15 protein-coding genes and 1 pseudogene are annotated in these 17,016 nt (G+C 41.7%); 7 read left to right on the top strand and 9 right to left on the bottom strand.

Annotated features, from left to right (window positions below; translation table 11 throughout):
* Positions 1–66: 66 nt before the first annotated feature.
* From AB5935_RS17470 to AB5935_RS17460, 3 genes and pseudogenes are all read right to left on the bottom strand, one after another.
* A pseudogene (locus AB5935_RS17470) lies at positions 67–1,476 on the bottom strand (hypothetical protein); the annotation flags it as partial.
* Between the two features lie 231 nt (positions 1,477–1,707).
* Positions 1,708–2,337, bottom strand: coding sequence for an AAA family ATPase (locus tag AB5935_RS17465; protein WP_005845633.1), 630 nt, complete (start codon positions 2,335–2,337; stop codon positions 1,708–1,710).
* 53 nt (positions 2,338–2,390) lie between these two features.
* Entirely contained in the window at positions 2,391–3,761 is a 1,371-nt protein-coding gene (locus AB5935_RS17460) for an MATE family efflux transporter (protein WP_007831173.1), read from the bottom strand.
* Between the two features lie 120 nt (positions 3,762–3,881).
* Here AB5935_RS17460 and AB5935_RS17455 point away from each other — a divergent pair, with 120 nt between their 5' ends.
* The 7 genes from AB5935_RS17455 to AB5935_RS17425 all read left to right on the top strand — a co-directional run bounded on the left by AB5935_RS17455 (position 3,882) and on the right by AB5935_RS17425 (position 10,611).
* Complete coding sequence (locus tag AB5935_RS17455; protein WP_038611445.1) at positions 3,882–5,255, top strand: S8 family peptidase; 1,374 nt, start codon at positions 3,882–3,884, stop codon at positions 5,253–5,255.
* Positions 5,255–6,562: an exodeoxyribonuclease VII large subunit gene (xseA, locus tag AB5935_RS17450; protein ID WP_038611442.1), complete on the top strand. Its 1,308-nt coding sequence runs from the start codon at positions 5,255–5,257 to the stop codon at positions 6,560–6,562. Before AB5935_RS17455 ends, xseA begins: the two co-directional genes overlap by 1 nt.
* A gap of 8 nt (positions 6,563–6,570) precedes the next feature.
* Positions 6,571–6,774 carry an exodeoxyribonuclease VII small subunit gene (gene xseB, locus AB5935_RS17445; protein WP_007831177.1) on the top strand — a complete coding sequence of 68 codons (204 nt, stop codon included), beginning with the start codon at positions 6,571–6,573 and terminating at the stop codon, positions 6,772–6,774.
* Positions 6,775–6,956: 182 nt separating this feature from the next.
* Positions 6,957–7,976: a branched-chain amino acid aminotransferase gene (locus AB5935_RS17440; protein WP_007831179.1), complete on the top strand. Its 1,020-nt coding sequence runs from the start codon at positions 6,957–6,959 to the stop codon at positions 7,974–7,976.
* 17 nt (positions 7,977–7,993) lie between these two features.
* On the top strand, positions 7,994–8,620 hold the full coding sequence (locus AB5935_RS17435; RefSeq protein WP_007831180.1) for a DUF975 family protein: 627 nt from the start codon (positions 7,994–7,996) through the stop codon (positions 8,618–8,620).
* 121 nt (positions 8,621–8,741) lie between these two features.
* A complete protein-coding gene (gene trmB / locus AB5935_RS17430; protein ID WP_007843422.1) occupies positions 8,742–9,500 on the top strand; it encodes a tRNA (guanosine(46)-N7)-methyltransferase TrmB in 759 nt (252 codons plus the stop codon).
* 10 nt (positions 9,501–9,510) lie between these two features.
* A complete protein-coding gene (locus AB5935_RS17425) occupies positions 9,511–10,611 on the top strand; it encodes an Mrp/NBP35 family ATP-binding protein (RefSeq protein ID WP_007846973.1) in 1,101 nt (366 codons plus the stop codon).
* A gap of 66 nt (positions 10,612–10,677) precedes the next feature.
* Here the strand turns inward: AB5935_RS17425 and AB5935_RS17420 are convergent, their stop codons facing one another.
* The 6 genes from AB5935_RS17420 to AB5935_RS17395 form a co-directional block, all read right to left on the bottom strand.
* On the bottom strand, positions 10,678–12,525 hold the full coding sequence (locus tag AB5935_RS17420) for a M56 family metallopeptidase (RefSeq protein WP_007831185.1): 1,848 nt from the start codon (positions 12,523–12,525) through the stop codon (positions 10,678–10,680).
* Positions 12,526–12,547: 22 nt separating this feature from the next.
* On the bottom strand, positions 12,548–12,913 hold the full coding sequence (locus tag AB5935_RS17415) for a BlaI/MecI/CopY family transcriptional regulator (protein WP_007831186.1): 366 nt from the start codon (positions 12,911–12,913) through the stop codon (positions 12,548–12,550).
* A 185-nt stretch (positions 12,914–13,098) separates the two neighbouring features.
* Positions 13,099–13,524 (bottom strand): copper resistance protein NlpE, encoded by a 426-nt coding sequence (locus AB5935_RS17410; protein ID WP_007843417.1) that lies wholly within the window; start codon positions 13,522–13,524, stop codon positions 13,099–13,101.
* Between the two features lie 38 nt (positions 13,525–13,562).
* Positions 13,563–14,813 carry an ABC transporter permease gene (locus AB5935_RS17405; RefSeq protein WP_007855736.1) on the bottom strand — a complete coding sequence of 417 codons (1,251 nt, stop codon included), beginning with the start codon at positions 14,811–14,813 and terminating at the stop codon, positions 13,563–13,565.
* Positions 14,814–14,827: 14 nt separating this feature from the next.
* Entirely contained in the window at positions 14,828–16,003 is a 1,176-nt protein-coding gene (locus tag AB5935_RS17400) for an ABC transporter permease (protein ID WP_007843415.1), read from the bottom strand.
* A gap of 6 nt (positions 16,004–16,009) precedes the next feature.
* Positions 16,010–16,996 (bottom strand): HlyD family secretion protein, encoded by a 987-nt coding sequence (locus AB5935_RS17395; protein WP_007831193.1) that lies wholly within the window; start codon positions 16,994–16,996, stop codon positions 16,010–16,012.
* Between the last annotated feature and the right edge of the window lie 20 nt (positions 16,997–17,016).

Genomic DNA, 17,016 nt, shown 5'->3' with positions numbered 1-17,016 from the left:
TATCTGCAAATTCAGTAATGAGAGGACGTGTAAACGCAATAAGGACGTTCAAGGGCTTAGTTGCGGATTTGAGGGTTTATTGTTCTCCAGTTTCAGCATTTCATTCTGTTGTTGTATTTCTTGTCGTATTTTATTTTGTTCTTTCCATTGTTCTTTTATCTCTTGGCTTCCTTCCATTTGGATCGTAAGTTCTTCTATCCGCATTTTGTTGCGGTTTATCAATGTCTCATTTTCATGTATTTTCATAGTGAAATAACGAATTTTTTCTTCTTTCTCCAATATCTCTTGTTTTTGAGAGACTATTTTTCGTTGGTATAGATAGTTTGTTATTGCTATGATGAAAGACAAAATGATTAAGGCGATGAGCACATTGCGTATGATCCGGTCTTTCTTTATTTGTGACAGATTATTTTCATTAATTATTTTTTGCTGATCATATTTTTCTTGCATCTCTATTAATGCTTTATTGCGATCAGTTTTACCTATTGAATCTTGATAGAACCATAGTTTATTACTGTACTCTACTGCCTTTTTGTAATCTTTTTCTTCTTGACTAATATAAAATAGTGCTTGATAGGCGCTACGGGCTGTATGGATATTAGGTGACAGGGAGGCTTGGTTTAAGTAAAAATACGCAGAATCGTACATTTTTAAATAGCGATAAGTATCTCCTAGTGAAAATATCCTTTGATCAGTTTTTTTTATTTTAATACAATCTTTTGCATACTGAAGAGCCTTTTTATTTTCTCCTGTTTTAAGAAATAAAAAACTGGTTTCGTTCATGGCGCTTGCCAATATGGTAGGATAGTTATTCACTTGTCCTATTTTTATGGCTTTTTCATAATATTCTATCGCTTTATTATATTGTTTTTTCTGTGAAAATGCTCTAGCGATATAGATGAAAGAGAAAGCTATGTATGTTTGGTTGTTGGATAATTCGGCATTATGATGTGCTTTTTCAAAATATTCCATAGCATAATCATTTAGTTTTCGATATAGATACATTAGCCCTATCTCTGAATTGATAAGAAAGCCTAATTGATAATCATTTGTTTTCTCTATTTCAGTTGTTGCTTCTAGATAAAATGACAATGCATCTTCGGCATGATGACTTTCATGGCACAAGATACCTTTATAATATAGTGCCAATGCCTTTCTTTGTGCATTATCTTGATTAATGAAATAAGAATAAGCGATATTTATTAAAGAATCGGATTGTTCAATTTGGTTTTTATATTGAGCTTGTGTCATCAATAATGCCCATGTGGCATATTGTTCATTGTCAGAAGGATTGTCAGGTTGTATGCCCTGTAATATATGCAGTGCGCTGTCGGGATATCTGTACATTATTGCTTCTGCTTTTGCCAATTCGGGTTGGAAGGTTGTGGTGTAGTTCTTATTGTGTGTACAGGATATCAGACTGGTAATTATGCTAATTATTAGCCCTGCATGTTTGAAGCTGCTCATAGTAATCATTTCTATATTATTGGTGATAGGAATCTTATAGGATATGTTGCGTAAGTGAATGAATTTGTTGATTTTATAGGAAAAGTTTGAAGGTTGATATTTTTTGATTTATCCTGCCATGGGATAATATAAAGGAATGTGTCTGAATTATTTGAAATATAGAATTAAAAAAATCAGACATATCCCTTCATTACAGTTGAGGTAACCCTTTGAATTGCCGGTATACCATTTTAAAAGTAGTTAAAATCCTAACTTTAATTTTACAAACTGTTTGATGAATTGTACTGTTCCGTCAATCCCCAATACGGACGAATCAATACATAAGTGATAAGTTTCGGCAGCTCCCCACGTTTTGTAACTATAATAATTATAGTAAGCTGACCGTTTTTTATCTGCTTTTTCCATCAATTCCTCAGCGGCTTCTGTAGAAATATGATGGATATGCATCAATCTTTCTATGCGTGCTTCTTTGGAGGCAGAAACGAATATATTGACGCAACGGGGATGGTCACGCAAAATGTAGTCGGCACATCGGCCGACAAACAGACACGATTGTTTTTCTGCCAGTTCACGTATTACATCGCTTTGTATTTTGAACAAAGCGTCATTGCTCAGACAACTGCCATAGGGAATGGCTCCGTCGCTGATAAAAGGAAAACGTGTTCCGAATAGACCGCCGATGATGCTTTGAGAAGCTTTTTCATCTGCTTTTTCAAAGAATTCCTTGCACAGGCCGCTCTCTTCTGAAGCTAGCTTGATTAATTCTTTATCGTAAAAGGCGATACCAAACTCTTGAGCCAGTTTTTCGCCTATCTCTTTTCCTCCGCTGCCTAGTTGGCGTCCTAGGTTGATAACATAATGCTCGTTCATAGTCGTTGTCTATTGATTATGTGGACAAATATAAGGAAACTAATTTTTAATTCTTAATTTTCAACTTTTAATTTGTTACCGTGGGTATTAAAAATCTTGAACTGGCGGTAAAGCATGACTCCTGCGACAATACTTGCCGCCAAGTCTGATATTGGCATACTCCACCAAATTCCTGCCGATCCCCAGAAAAGAGGGAGCAGGATGATGCAGGGGAGCAAGAATAATAACTGCCGGGTTAATGATAGGAAGATGGCTTTACCAGCCATGCCGATACTTTGAAAAAAATTGGACGTTACCATCTGAAACCCGATAATGGGAAAAAATATGACCACAATGCGTAAACCGGTAGCTGATAGCTGTATCAGTCCCTCATGAGTGGTAAAAGCGGATACGGCCAATTCGGGCATCAGTTCACCTACTAGAAAACCGGTTGTTGTAACGGTGGTGGCACCATAAATGGTAAGTTTTAATACTTGGTTTACACGATGATATTGTTGGGCGCCAAAATTATAACCGGCTATGGGTTGCATACCTTGATTCAGCCCCATCACGATCATGACGAATAGGAAAACAATCCGGTTTACAATACCAAATGCGCCAATGGCCAGATCGCCATCATATTCTTTCAAACCTTTGTTAATGAAAATTACAATGAAGCATGCTGCCAGATTCATCAGGAACGGAGACATACCGATAGCGATGGTGTTTTTTACAATTGTACCGCGCAGTTTGTAAATGCCTCGGTGGAGATGGAGCAATTCGTTCTTGTTTGTGAAGGTTTTGAATTGCCACACCAGTGCGATGATTTGAGCCAGAATGGTGGCAATGGCGGCTCCCTGAATACCCCAATGGAATAGATAGATAAAAATAGGGTCAAGGATGGTATTGATAATTACTGTGGTGATGGTGGCTATCATTGCTTTTTGTGGATGCCCCGAAGCGCGTAGTAAGGCATTCAGTCCCAAATACATATGGGTTATAACATTGCCCAGCAGGATAATGACCATGTAGTCTCGTGCATAGGAGATGGTATCCGGGCTTGCTCCGAAGAAGTAGAGAATAGGATCGAGGAAAAGCAAGGTTAATATACTGAATCCTATACCTATAATAAAGTTCAGCGTAACTACATTGCCCAAAATATTTTGGGCGGTGGCATAATCTTTCTGTCCTAATTTTACGGAAACTAATGTGGAGGCACCCACACCGACCAGTGAACCGAATGCAGCCGCCAGATTCATCAGTGGGAAGGTAATAGCCAGTCCTGAAATAGCCAAAGGACCTACACCGTGACCGATGAAGATGCTGTCTACCATATTGTATAGGGAAGATGCCGTCATAGCGATAATGGCGGGAATTGCATATTGTAAAAGTAATTTTCCGATTGGTTGTGTTCCCAATTCTGTGGGGGTTCCTGTTTTTGCCATACTTTATTTTCTGTCTTTTTACCTGTTTAAACTGAATTTGGCTGCAAAGGTACACAAAAAATGAGTGTGAGGGAAAAGTTTGTTTATCTTTGCATCTAAAAAATAAACGGAATAGAATTAATGAATAGTCAAAAAGGAATAGTGGGCTGCTTGCTATTGGCATGCACCTTACAAATGCCGGCACAAGTAAAAACGTATAAGTATCGTGTAAACTTTCGCGATAAGGCAGAAACAACCTATGCATTGGACAATCCTTCGGCTTATTTGTCCGAACGTGCTTTGGAGCGTCGCATGAGGCAGAGATTGCCCGTTGATTCTACAGATCTTCCTGTATGTCAGAGCTATATAGATATGCTGGTCGGAAAAGGAGTATGTCCTGTATCCAAAAGTAAGTGGAACAATACAGTGGTGGTGCAGGTATCCGACACATCGGTTATTGATAAAGTGGCGGCATTGCCTTTTGTGGCAGCTGTCCGGAAAGTGTGGACAGCTCCCGACAGTATCCCTGCCCGCAATGCCGACCGTAAAAAAGAGGTGACCAATAAGGTGACAAAGAGTAATAACTATTATGGGGATGCGTGGCGGCAGATTGCTGTTCATCATGGGGACAGTCTTCACGCTGCAGGTTTTCGTGGGAAGGGGATGCAAATAGCGGTCATTGATGCCGGTTTTTATAATGCTGATGAGATCAGTGTTTTCAAGGGAATGGACTTGTTGGGAACACGCGATTTTGTAAATTCTCACTCGGATATTTATGCCGAGAACTATCATGGCATGAAAGTGTTATCTTGTATGGCTGCCAATAAGCCGAATGTATTGGTCGGCACAGCTCCTGAAGCTTCGTATTGGCTTCTCCGTAGTGAGGATGATGATACGGAACAGCCAGTGGAAGAGGATTATTGGGCGGAAGCTTTGGAATTTGCCGATAGTGTGGGAGTGGATGTGGTTAATACTTCATTGGGATATTATGAGTTTGATGATACAACCATGAATTACCGGTACCGTGATTTGGACGGGCATTATTCATTGATGTCTCATTCCGCTTCTTTGGCTGCCGATAAAGGATTGGTGTTGGTATGCAGTGCCGGAAATTCGGGTCGTGGCACATGGAAAAAAATTACACCTCCGGGAGATGCGGAAAATGTTATTACAGTGGGGGCGGCGGACCGGAATCTGGTTAATGCTGATTTCTCTTCTGTAGGAAATACTACAGATGGCCGTGTAAAACCGGATGTGATGGCGGTGGGAGTTGCTTCGGCCGTAGCGGGTAATGATGGAACGGTTTCTCATGCCAATGGTACTTCTTTCGCATCGCCTACATTGTGCGGGTTGGTAGCCTGTTTCTGGCAGGCTTGTCCCTGGCTCACTGCCAAGCAGGTGGTGGAGGCGGTGCGGAATGCAGGAGACCGTAAAGAGTATCCGGATAATATTTACGGTTATGGTGTGCCTGATATCTGGAAAGCTTGTCAAATAGAATTGGAGAAGAAAAAATAATGGAAGAACATCCTCTTTCTTTATATGAACTGAATGCGTTGGTTAAGCGCAGCATTCATGCTTGTCTGCCCGATACTTATTGGGTTCAGGCAGAGCTGAGTGATGTACGTTCCAATTATTCCGGTCATTGCTATTTGGAATTTGTACAGAAAGAGCCACGGGGGAATAATCTGATAGCTAAGGCAAGGGGGACTATTTGGAGCAATGTCTACCGTCTGCTGAAGCCTTATTTTGAAGAGGAAACCGGGCAGGCTTTTGTTGCAGGTATTAAAGTGATGGTGAAAGTGGCTGTGGAGTTTCATGAATTGTATGGTTACTCGCTTACTGTGCAGGATATAGATCCTACTTATACATTGGGGGATATGGCGCGTCGCCGTCGCGAAATCTTGAAGCAATTGGAAGAAGAAGGTGTGCTGACTTTGAATAAGGAACTAGAGATTCCTTTGCTGGCGCAACGCATAGCCGTTATTTCCTCGGCTACGGCTGCCGGTTATGGTGATTTTTGTAATCAACTGGAACAGAATTCCTACGGTTTTGTTTTTTATCCGCATTTGTTTCCTGCTATTATGCAGGGGGAACGGGTAGAACAATCTGTCATTACTGCATTGGATGCTATCCATGCCTGTCGTGATGATTGGGATGTCGTGGTTATTATCCGTGGCGGAGGCGCCACGTCCGACCTTTCGGGGTTCGATACATATGAGTTGGCTGCTAATTGTGCCCAGTTTCCTATACCTATTATAACCGGTATAGGGCATGAGCGTGACGATACGGTGTTGGACTTTGTTTCTCATACTCGTGTCAAGACACCTACTGCTGCTGCCGAGTATCTTATAAATCATTTGCACGACACTGCCAAGGTTCTTGAAGATTATGCATCGGCTGTACTTCATACTATCTCTACCCGTATGGAACGGGAAAATACCCGGCTGAACCGGATGGTAGAACGTATTCCCATGCAGACGCGGATGAGGCTGAAAGAGGAACATTATCGCCAGGAACGAATCATGAAGCATTTGGAAGTAGGCCTGCAATCCCGTCTGACAAAAGAGACCCATTGTTTGAAAATGGTGGAGACTCAGTTGGGCATCGTTTCACAGCGTCGTCTGGTAAAGGAAAAGCATCGGCTCCAACTTTTGGAGCAGGAATTGAAGGCGGCATCTCCCGAAAATTTGTTGAAAAGGGGATATAGTATCACGCTGAAAAATGGCAAAGCGGTGATCGATGCTTCTGCATTGCAGCCGGGGGATGAACTTACCACTCGTTTTGCCAAAGGAGAAATAAAGAGTATAGTAACTAAAAAATAAAACGAAGTATGGCAGCAAAGAAACAAACCTATGAGCAGGCAATGAAACGTCTGGAAGAAATCGTATCACGCATAGATAGTAATGAGTTGGATATAGACAGTTTAAGTGTAAATCTGAAAGAGGCACAAGAGTTAATTAAGTTTTGCCGGGATAAACTTTATAAAGCCGATGAGGAGATAAAGAAAATGTTAGATAATAATGTATCAATGTGACAATATGCTAATGTGGCAATTGGCTGCGTTATATTCCGCATGGCATATTTGCACATTAGCACATTGAGACATATAGGCAAATTATAAAAGCTATAAATAAAAAAGCTATTTTGATTGGAATTTGCAAATATAAAACGTAATTTTGCTCTCATTCGTAAATAATAACATAATTAAGATACACTATGAAAGAGATTGATTGGGCAAATCTGTCCTTCGGCTATATGAAGACAGACTATAATGTACGTTGCTACTATCGTGATGGTGCATGGGGAGAGTTGGAACTTTGTTCGGAGGAAACGTTGAATATTCACATGGCTGCCACTTGTCTACACTATGGACAAGAAGCGTTTGAAGGGTTGAAAGCTTATCGTGGAAAAGACGGTAAAATTCGTATTTTCCGTCCTGAAGCCAACGCGGAGCGTTTGCAAAGTACTTGTGACGGTATCCTGATGCCGGAACTTCCTACAGAAAAGTTTGTGGCCGCTATAAAGAAGGTGGTGAAAGCCAACGAGCGTTTCATTCCTCCATACGAAAGTGGTGCGGCTCTTTATATTCGTCCTTTACTGATTGGTACAGGTGCTCAGGTGGGGGTTCACCCTGCCAATGAATATCTATTTGTGGTATTCGTAACTCCGGTAGGTCCTTATTTCAAAGGTGGTTTTTCTACTAATCCTTATGTTATTATCCGTGAGTTCGATCGTGCCGCGCCTTATGGAACCGGACGCTTTAAGGTGGGCGGTAACTATGCTGCCAGCCTGCGTGCCAATAAGAAAGCCCATGATTTGGGATATTCGTGCGAATTCTATCTAGACGCCAAAGAAAAGAAGTACATTGACGAGTGTGGTGCGGCTAATTTCTTCGGCATTAAAAATAATACTTACATTACACCAAAATCATCTTCTATTCTGCCTTCTATAACGAATAAGAGTTTGATGCAGCTGGCCGAGGATTTGGGTATAAAGGTGGAATGTCGTCCGGTTCCTGAAGAAGAACTGGAAACCTTCGAGGAAGCAGGGGCTTGCGGTACGGCGGCTGTTATCAGTCCTATCCAGCGTATTGATGATTTGGAAAACAAGAAATCGTACATTATCTCTAAAGATGGAAAGCCGGGTCCTGTTTGTACAAAACTGTATAACAAACTGCGTGCTATCCAGTATGGTGATGAACCTGATACACATAATTGGGTGACAGTTTTAGACTAATAGAAAAATAGATTCTTATGAAAACAAATTCAGAATTGAAGAATCGGGCAATCGATGCGTTGACCGGTAATTGGGGATTGGGTGCGGTTATTACCTTGGTTTATGGACTGGTGATGAATACCCCTACGCTGCCCTATCGTATTATGGAGTCGGTGGCTTCGTCCTCCTTTAGTCTCATTGCTTTGTTGCTCCTACCCTTGGGATTCGGCTATACTGTCCTTTTTTTGGATGTGATTCGTGGAATAAAGCTGGATTTTGCCCGTCTTTTCGACGGGTTTAAAGACTACGGACGGATATTGGGTACAATGCTACTGACTACAGTCTATACATTCCTGTGGACGTTGCTGCTTGTCATTCCGGGCATCATGAAGTCCTATTCATATGCCATGACGCTCTTTATTCTGAAAGATTATCCGGAGTTGCAGTACAATGCTGCCATAGAGAAAAGTATGGCGATGATGTCCGGTCATAAGATGAAGATGTTCTTGTTGGATTTGAGCTTCATTGGTTGGGCTATTTTGTGCTGTTTTACTTTGGGTATCGGTTTCTTGTTCTTGGCTCCCTATGTAGAAGCATCACATGCTGCCTTCTATGAAGATTTGAAGAAAGAATTGGGAGAGTCCGTTGAGGCAATTTCTGAATAATATAGAAAATAGAAAGAGAAGAAAAATAGACCTGCAAGTGAATTGCAGGTCTATTTTTTTTCTCTTTCACAGGATATTCCTACCTTTGCCTGTGGAAACAAATAATGATAGACTAATTTTCATGGGAAAAGGAAAACTGGAGAAATTTGCTGATATGCGGGAGTATCCGCACGTGTTTGAATACCCTTATTCGGTGGCCGATAACGTTACGTTCGATATGAAGGGGAATTGGAACCGTGACTTTTTTAAGAACGATAATCCGATAGTTCTGGAACTGGGATGTGGACGAGGTGAATATACCGTAGGGCTGGGAGGTATGTATTCCGATAAAAACTTTATCGGTGTAGATATAAAAGGGGCCCGTATGTGGACCGGTGCGACGGAAGCGCTGAAAAATGGCATGAAGAATGTGGCTTTTTTGCGTACCAATATCGAAATCATCGATCGTTTTTTTGCTCCGAGCGAGGTGAGTGAGATATGGCTGACTTTCTCTGATCCACAGATGAAGAAAGTGACTAAACGTCTTACTTCCACATACTTTATGGAACGTTATCGCAAGTTTTTGAAGCCGGATGGGCTAATTCACTTGAAGACCGACAGTAATTTTATGTTTACTTACACCCGCTATATGGTAGAGGAAAACAAATTGCCGGTAGAGTTTATGACCGAAGATTTGTATCATTCCGGTTTGGTGGATGACATACTAGGCATCCGTACCTATTATGAACAACAATGGTTGGATCGTGGTTTGAATATAAAATATATGAAGTTCCGTCTGCCGCATGAGAAGGAGTTGCATGAACCCGATGTGGAAATAGAATTGGATGAGTATCGCAGTTACAACCGCAGTAAACGAAGCGGGTTGAAAACAAGTAAATAATAACAGAATGATGACTTTATATCCGAAATTGATTTTGGACGCTTTGGCAACAGTGCGTTATCCTGGAACGGGAAAGAATTTGGTGGAAGCGGAGATGGTTGCCGATAATCTTCGCATTGACGGCATGTCGGTAAGCTTTTCGTTGATTTTTGAGAAACCGACCGATCCGTTTATGAAATCTATGATAAAGGCTGCCGAAACAGCTATTCATACTTATGTTTCACCTGATGTACAGGTAACTATTGCGACAGAGAGCCGCCAAGCGGCGCGTCCCGAACCGGGCAAGCTACTCCCGTTTGTTAAAAATGTGATTGCTGTTTCATCCGGAAAGGGTGGGGTAGGAAAGTCTACTGTGGCGGCTAATCTGGCAGTGGCTCTGGCTAAATTGGGCTATAAAGTGGGGTTGTTGGATGCTGATATTTTCGGTCCTTCTGTACCTAAAATGTTTCAAGTGGAAGATGCTCGTCCCTATGCCGAACAGATTGATGGTCGTGATTTGATTATTCCGATTGAAAAGTATGGTATCAAATTGCTTTCCATTGGTTTCTTTGTTGATCCTGATCAAGCAACTTTATGGCGTGGTGGTATGGCTAGTAATGCATTGAAGCAATTAATCGGAGATGCGGACTGGGGCGAGTTGGATTATTTTATTCTTGATACTCCTCCGGGTACTAGTGATATTCATCTTACTTTGGTGCAGACTTTGGCTATTACAGGAGCTGTTATTGTCAGCACCCCCCAACAGGTAGCTTTGGCTGATGCACGCAAAGGAATCAATATGTACACCAATGACAAAGTAAATGTACCTATTTTGGGACTGGTGGAGAATATGTCATGGTTTACTCCTGCCGAACTTCCTGAAAATAAATATTTTATCTTTGGAAAAGAAGGAGCCAAGCAATTGGCGGAAGAAATGAATGTGCCTTTGTTGGGACAAATCCCTATTGTACAGAGTATTTGTGAGAATGGTGATAAGGGTACTCCCGCTGCTTTGAATGAGAACAGCATTACCGGACGTGCATTCATAGAGTTGGCTGAAAATGTTGTGAAGCAGACTGAGAAGCGTAATGCGGAGCAAGCGCCGACGCACATTGTGGAAATGAAGAAATAATTTGAAATATGTTTTTGGGATGAAAAGAGGCTGTTCGAAACAGCCTCTTTTCTGTTTTTATACTCTTTATTGCAGTTTGAAAGTTACAGGAACAGTATATCTGCAACGTACTGTTTTGTCTTTTACAGTTGCCGGCTTCCATTTCGGCATGGATTTTACAACTCGTGCTGCTTCAGCATCTAGTTCGGGGCTAATGCTGCGTACAATGCTTACATGATCTACCGAACCATCTTTTTCAATAACCATCTGTACGATTACTTTACCTTGCGTTCCCTCCTTTTGAGCTGTTGTGGGATATTTTATGTTTCGTGCCAAATGTTGTAAGCAAGCTGCCATACCTCCGGGGAATTCAGGCATATTGTCTGCTATCTGGTATACGGGATCTTCTCCGACAAGAAGTAATCTTACTAGTTCCGGATTTTCCATATCTTTGATGGGACAGAGTTCTTTTACCGTGAATTTTCCTTCCTGATAACCTTTATGGTTAATGGCAATGGTTTCGCCTACTCCTACTGTTAACTGAGCTTCTCCATGAGCGTTTGTCGTGGCTTTGGCATTTGTTGAAGAAGAAATAAGTTCTGCTCCTGCCAGTTGTTGGTTATCATTATTAGATATTTGTAACTTGACCCGTATTTGTTTGCCGGCTTTGATGTAAGCGGCAATATCATCATCAGTATCAAAGATGGCAGTAACATTTGGTTTGTTTGCTGAAAGTAGAAGTGATTGATGTTTGGAACTTTTAGGAGAGGAAACGTCTAGGGAAACATACTTGGGAGTCGTCATATCCACTTCTATGGTAGCTTTTCCTTCTGCATTGGTTTTGAAAGTTTTCACTTCATCACTCGGTTTGATTTGCAGAGTAACATTAGGTTGAGGCTTACCTTCACTATTGGTTACGGTAATAGTGAAAGTCACTAGACCTTGTACTGTGTTGACAAAAGATGCCACTTCTTCCCTTTCGGGGCGTGGGGTGCTTTCTTCCGTGGAATAGATTAACCTTTCGGCTGTCCGTGCCACGGTTTCAATGTTGCTGACCAAGAGTAGAGCAGCAGTCAGCGGTGCAAACAAGGCATATTTGATATGCCCTGTGGTGCGGGTTCTTTTTTTGTTCATCATTTTAATTCTGTTTTTTAAGTGTGATAAGTTGAAATTATTATATAAACCGGTTTGTCTGTTCTGGTTGGCTAATCCCAAAAGGTGATATTGATATGCTTTCTTATTTGTGCCGGATTCCATTACTTTATGATCGGCAAGGTATTCTAGATTGAGTCTGATCTCTGTTTTCATTAGCCATGCAAAAGGATTCATCCAGCAAATGATATTTACTATTTCACTGATAATGACATCTATGGAATGCCATTGGCGGACGTGGGTCTGTTCGTGCGTCAGGATTTCTTGTTTTTCATCTTCTTTCAGTTCGGGCAGATAGACGAAAATCCATTGCCAGAAAGAGAATGGATTGGCAGGTTCTGATAGACTGCGTATGGATATTTGGTCTACATTTATACTCTTGCTTTTTAAGACAAGGTGGAAAATACTACTTAGTTGGATCATAAATCGTGCGGATAATAAAAGGATTCCAATCCAATAGATGAACTTTATTATATCAAGCAGGCCGGGTGTGGGAATAGCAACAGGAGTTGTGACTACTGTGGCAGTGGAAGTATTTGTTTCTGTTAGCATCATCAGTGTGTAGTAATCTGCCAGTTCATTGATGGCAGGTTGTTCTTTCACCCATGCTTGCATATCCATTAGCGGATAAAGAAAAGAGAGTGCAAGAAAACTCAGCAGTGCGATACGACGCCATTGGAAGAAAGTGTCGCGACAGCAGAACAGCTTATAGAAAGCATAGAATAAGGCGATGCCTATATTTACTTTCAGCATGTAAATGAGTTCGGGAGCTGTAGTTATCATAATATTTATGAATTTAGCAAGGTTATTTATCTTCTTCTTTTTCTATCAGGTCAATAATGTCTTTCAAGTCGGTTGCGGAGATTTTTTGCTCTTTAGCGAAGAAAGATACCATTTCCTTATACGAGTCGGCAAAATAGTTTCGGACCACACCACTTACAAATGTGCGTTTGTATTCACTTTGTTTCACTACAGGGGTGTATTGATAGGTGTTACCGAAGCGCTTGGCTGTAACATAACCTTTTCTTTTCAGGTTGGTCACTATAGACGCTACCGTAGTGTAAGGTGGTTTAGGTTCGGGAAATTTAGCAACTATGTCTTTCACGAAACATTCTCCCATGCTCCAAATATGAAGCATCACTTCTTCTTCTTGTATCGTTAGCTTTTCCATAAGAAAATGAATTGATTACGATGTTTTCGCAAATCTACGAAATTTTCGTAATAAACAAAAGGAACGGAAGTTAATTAGTGTGAATATAGATTGTGGACAAATAAAAGAACAAAGTGAAGAATCCAGCTGTGATAGATTGAAGCGGACTCTTCACTTTGGCATGAAAATGACAGATGAAGTAAAGTTTATTTTTTGTGTAGGATATAATGGTCTGCTAACTCTCCTGTTATTGCCTGTTTGTCTTGATTGAGAGCGGTCAGGGTATTCTCACCGACTTTATAATATTGCTTATCCTCTCCATTAATTAAAGTCATAATATTACCTTCAACGGAGTAAGTTCCATATTCTTTGAAAGTAGCATCCTGCCGGTCAATGTATTCTGATATCAACTCAAAAGTCTTGTCTTTTTTAATAGTCAGGGTCATGTTGATACCCGGACAGTCGGCAGCTGGAAAGGTTCCGGTGTAAGTACCGTCATAATCCAATGAATTTTCTGCATTGTGCATATCCGTTGTTTCGGTGGAGGTTGCAGAATCGTTAGTGTTTTTGGGGTTACTGTTACATGAAGTAATCAGTAGGCATACGCATGCCAGAATAAAAAGTTTTTTCATCCTAAATAATTCATTTGGTTTTTAATTTATAAACAAATTCAGACGATATTTGTTTTGCGTCTTTTCTTAATCTCTTTTAATCTTTCGTATACATGTCTGCGGCTTAAGGTGATCTGACGACGGTATACGATGCAGGTGGTAAGGAAATAAACGCCTGTTTGTATCCACAATATCCGGTACTCTGTCAGTACATCGGTCAGTGTGGCACCCATATTGTTAATGCGTACAAAACCGTTGATGCCGAAAGTGGAAGGGAACAGCCATGAAATCACCTCCCAGAATTTAGGAATGGCAGTACCTGGCCACGAGATACCTGAGATAAATAGTAACGGCACTGAGGTAAATACGTAGATCATCATACAGGCTTCCCGATGGTGAATAAAGATAGAACAAGTCATCGCGAAAAAAATGCATGCCAGTATGTAAGGAAACATGAATGCCGCTAGGGTTCCAGCTTGAGCTATTTGTACCAGGCTGAACATTTTGGGAACAAGGCAGAGCATATAGGTAGCCATGACAGCATATATCATAAGGTAAGTCAGTGATTTGCCTAAAACAATGCGCAGCGTGCCATGATAATGGCGGCTCATGGGGATAAGGTCTCGAAAACGGTTGTTCTCACGAGCAGTTCCGGCAGATAGACCTACTCCTAGCAGTAAAGTTTGTTGGATAATCAATATCAGTACGGCGGGTATCAGGAAGCTGGCAAAACCGTTCTGCGGATTGAAAATGGAAATATCCTCATACGCTATGGGAGACGTGCTCACTTCATCTTGTCGGATGGTTGTGTTGTCGGAGCGTTCTATCTTTATCTGTTTGTTCATCATCAGCGAGGCATTGGTGTTGGCTGTCAGCATGGCTTTGTAGTATAGCATACCGCTCATGTCACAGTAGATGGTAACATGGGTTTGAACTCCTTTAGTAATGTCGCGGCTGAAGCTTTCAGGAATATAGATGATGCCATACACTTTGCCGTTTTTCAATAAAGTTTTTGCTTCTTCCATATCACTGCAATGAGATACTATTTCCAAGTCGGCACCTGCATCTACCAGACGCAGGTATTCACGGCTGAGGCTGGAACGGTTATTATCTACTACAGCAGCAGGAACTTCACGCACTGTTTCATTGGTATATATAAAGGTATAGAGAAGCGGATAGCCTAGTGGTACCAGAATGAAGAAGATAAGTACACCCTGATCCTTCACAACTGCTTTCAGCTCTTGCCACCAGATGTAGAAAAGGTCTTTAGTTCCTTGTGAGATGATATCTTTGAGTTTATATGCTCTCATAACTGCTTGCCGTTTTAGGGAATATATACATAATGTAATAGTACTGTGCGCAGTCTTTTCAGTATAAAGAAAGGCAACAGCATGAATAACATCAACGCGACTATTGAATGCCATGCGTAAATCAGCGGATATCCGTTAAGCGCCAAATCTACATAAATCAGGAAGTAGTGGCGTAACGGGAATAGATTGGCCAGTGCCTGTAACACAGGATTCATTGCCATAACTGGAAAACTCATACCCGATATGGAGAAAGAAATCACTCCCCATAGGGAGGCAGTGCTCAGTGCCAAGCGGACTGTTGTAAACAATCCGAACAGAAATACTCCGAAAGCCTGTGAAGCCAGTACTAATAACAGACCGGCAAACAGCATGGGCAGTATACCGCTATTACAGGGATAGTGCAGGAAACCGTATAGATAAACATTATAGAAGGTGCCCATGACAAAGAAAACTAAAGTCTGAGGCAGCAATTTGCCGGTCAGAGCTACGGTGATGGAATTGCCTGCCATGCCCATCCATTCTTTTTGGGTGTTGGTTTTCATTTCACTTCCAATGGTATAGACGGTGGTCATAAAGATAAGCAGCATCAGAATACCTGGTATGATAGTGTTACTCAAATATACTGAATAGTTGAGCCATGGGTTGTTTAATACATGGGAGTCGATGACTATGGGCTGCAGGAACGCCATGGCTTGGTCTTCTGTAGCTCCTTTGGCATATAAGGTGGCACGGCCGATGGCTCCACCCGCCAGCTCGGACATGGTGCGCTGGTCTTTATAGAGTAATGAACCAGCTACCAGATAGGAATAGTTGGTATAAAAAGAAACCTTGGGTTGGCGGCTTGCTAATGCCTTGTCGGTAGTTCCTTTTGGAATATAGTAGAAAGCATAGATTTTCCCTTGCTGCATGGCTTTGCGGGCATCTGCGAAACTGGGGTAATGCGCTATGATTTTAGTCTGCTGAAAAGCGTCCAGATTACGGATGATGCTGCGTGTGGTAGCTGTGTTGTCCAAATCGACCACACCTGCCGGCATATCCGTAGGGAGTCCGTTCCACATTAATGTAGTAAAGAAGAGGTAACAGAACAAGGGAGCTATGATCATGCAGAACAGATATAGCGGTCTTGTGGCGATGCGGAACACTTCACGCCGGGCTATGCGGAATATACGGTTATGGACAGTATTGTTCATTGTTTGTTATTTCTCGATGATGGCACTCATTCCCGGACGCAATCCGTCTGTTCTCTCTACAGGAACAGCTTTTACCTCGAAGGTCTTCAGGTCGAATTGCCCCGTAGTCTTGGTTGCTTTCCAGGCGGCATATGTACCCAGATCTTTCATATAAGTAATCTTGAATTTTATTTCTTTGTCAAAGGCAGGAATAAATGCGTTAATCTCATTTCCTACGGTAAAGTCTTTTAGGAAATCTTCGCGTACATTGAATGTTACCCACATGTCATTCAAGCGGGCCACGTTCATAATGGGGGCACCGGTACCTACCAGTTCGCCTGCTTTGGGAAAGATTTCGGTTACTTCTCCATCAGCTGACGCGGTCAGTATCGTTTCGTCTATGTAGGAAGAAACTTCGGCTACAGCACCTTTGGCACGTTCTACTTGGGCTGCGGCTGCGGCTTTGTCTTCACGTTGTGCACCGTTCTTTGCCATTTCGTATTGGGAGCGTGCAGCTTTTTCTGTAGCACTCATGGCATCAAATTGTGCTTTGGCTTCATCACGTTTTTGCGCGGACATTACGCCTTCTTCAAAGAGTCGGTTGACACGGTTGTATGACTTTTCAGCAATTTCTACTCCGGCTTTAGCTTTCTGCCATATTTCGTAGGCAGCTTGCAGTTGCTCTTGGCGGGTACCTCGTTGTGCTTTTTCATTCAAGGCTTGTGCTGCTTGTTCGGCAGCTTGTGCTTGAGAAAGTTTGGCTTTTACATCGGGGGCTTCAAGGATAGCCAGTGTGTCACCGGCTTTTACTTTGTCTCCTTCTTTCACACGAAATTCCAGAATGCGTCCCGGTACTTTGCTGGAAACCCGATATTCGTCAGCTTCTGCTTGTCCCTGAATGATTTCCGGGCCTTTTCCCAATGTGAAGAAACCTATCAGCGATACAATAACGATGACTGCTGTCAGTGAAATAAATGCCAGCAAAATATTGCTGTGTTGTGATCTTTCTGCCATATCTTTTCGTTTTTAATCTT

This window comes from Phocaeicola sp. RTP21198st1_B8_RTP21198_201120 (assembly GCF_040929485.1).
Taxonomy (GTDB): domain Bacteria; phylum Bacteroidota; class Bacteroidia; order Bacteroidales; family Bacteroidaceae; genus Phocaeicola; species Phocaeicola dorei.
Note: the sequence above shows the minus strand (reverse complement) of the source record. Positions and strands in the feature narration are given on the sequence as shown.

What these genes read in the sequence shown, in the direction of transcription:
- AB5935_RS17400 (WP_007843415.1), bottom strand. Translation starts at nt 16,003, where the DNA reads ATGAACAATACTGTCCATAACCGTATATTCCGCATAGCCCGGCGTGAA.
- xseB (WP_007831177.1), top strand. Translation starts at nt 6,571, where the DNA reads ATGGCAGCAAAGAAACAAACCTATGAGCAGGCAATGAAACGTCTGGAA.
- AB5935_RS17415 (WP_007831186.1), bottom strand. Translation starts at nt 12,913, where the DNA reads ATGGAAAAGCTAACGATACAAGAAGAAGAAGTGATGCTTCATATTTGG.
- xseA (WP_038611442.1), top strand. Translation starts at nt 5,255, where the DNA reads ATGGAAGAACATCCTCTTTCTTTATATGAACTGAATGCGTTGGTTAAG.
- trmB (WP_007843422.1), top strand. Translation starts at nt 8,742, where the DNA reads ATGGGAAAAGGAAAACTGGAGAAATTTGCTGATATGCGGGAGTATCCG.
- AB5935_RS17465 (WP_005845633.1), bottom strand. Translation starts at nt 2,337, where the DNA reads ATGAACGAGCATTATGTTATCAACCTAGGACGCCAACTAGGCAGCGGA.
- AB5935_RS17395 (WP_007831193.1), bottom strand. Translation starts at nt 16,996, where the DNA reads ATGGCAGAAAGATCACAACACAGCAATATTTTGCTGGCATTTATTTCA.
- AB5935_RS17425 (WP_007846973.1), top strand. Translation starts at nt 9,511, where the DNA reads ATGACTTTATATCCGAAATTGATTTTGGACGCTTTGGCAACAGTGCGT.
- AB5935_RS17460 (WP_007831173.1), bottom strand. Translation starts at nt 3,761, where the DNA reads ATGGCAAAAACAGGAACCCCCACAGAATTGGGAACACAACCAATCGGA.
- AB5935_RS17420 (WP_007831185.1), bottom strand. Translation starts at nt 12,525, where the DNA reads ATGATAACTACAGCTCCCGAACTCATTTACATGCTGAAAGTAAATATA.
- AB5935_RS17410 (WP_007843417.1), bottom strand. Translation starts at nt 13,524, where the DNA reads ATGAAAAAACTTTTTATTCTGGCATGCGTATGCCTACTGATTACTTCA.
- AB5935_RS17435 (WP_007831180.1), top strand. Translation starts at nt 7,994, where the DNA reads ATGAAAACAAATTCAGAATTGAAGAATCGGGCAATCGATGCGTTGACC.
- AB5935_RS17440 (WP_007831179.1), top strand. Translation starts at nt 6,957, where the DNA reads ATGAAAGAGATTGATTGGGCAAATCTGTCCTTCGGCTATATGAAGACA.
- AB5935_RS17405 (WP_007855736.1), bottom strand. Translation starts at nt 14,813, where the DNA reads ATGAGAGCATATAAACTCAAAGATATCATCTCACAAGGAACTAAAGAC.
- AB5935_RS17455 (WP_038611445.1), top strand. Translation starts at nt 3,882, where the DNA reads ATGAATAGTCAAAAAGGAATAGTGGGCTGCTTGCTATTGGCATGCACC.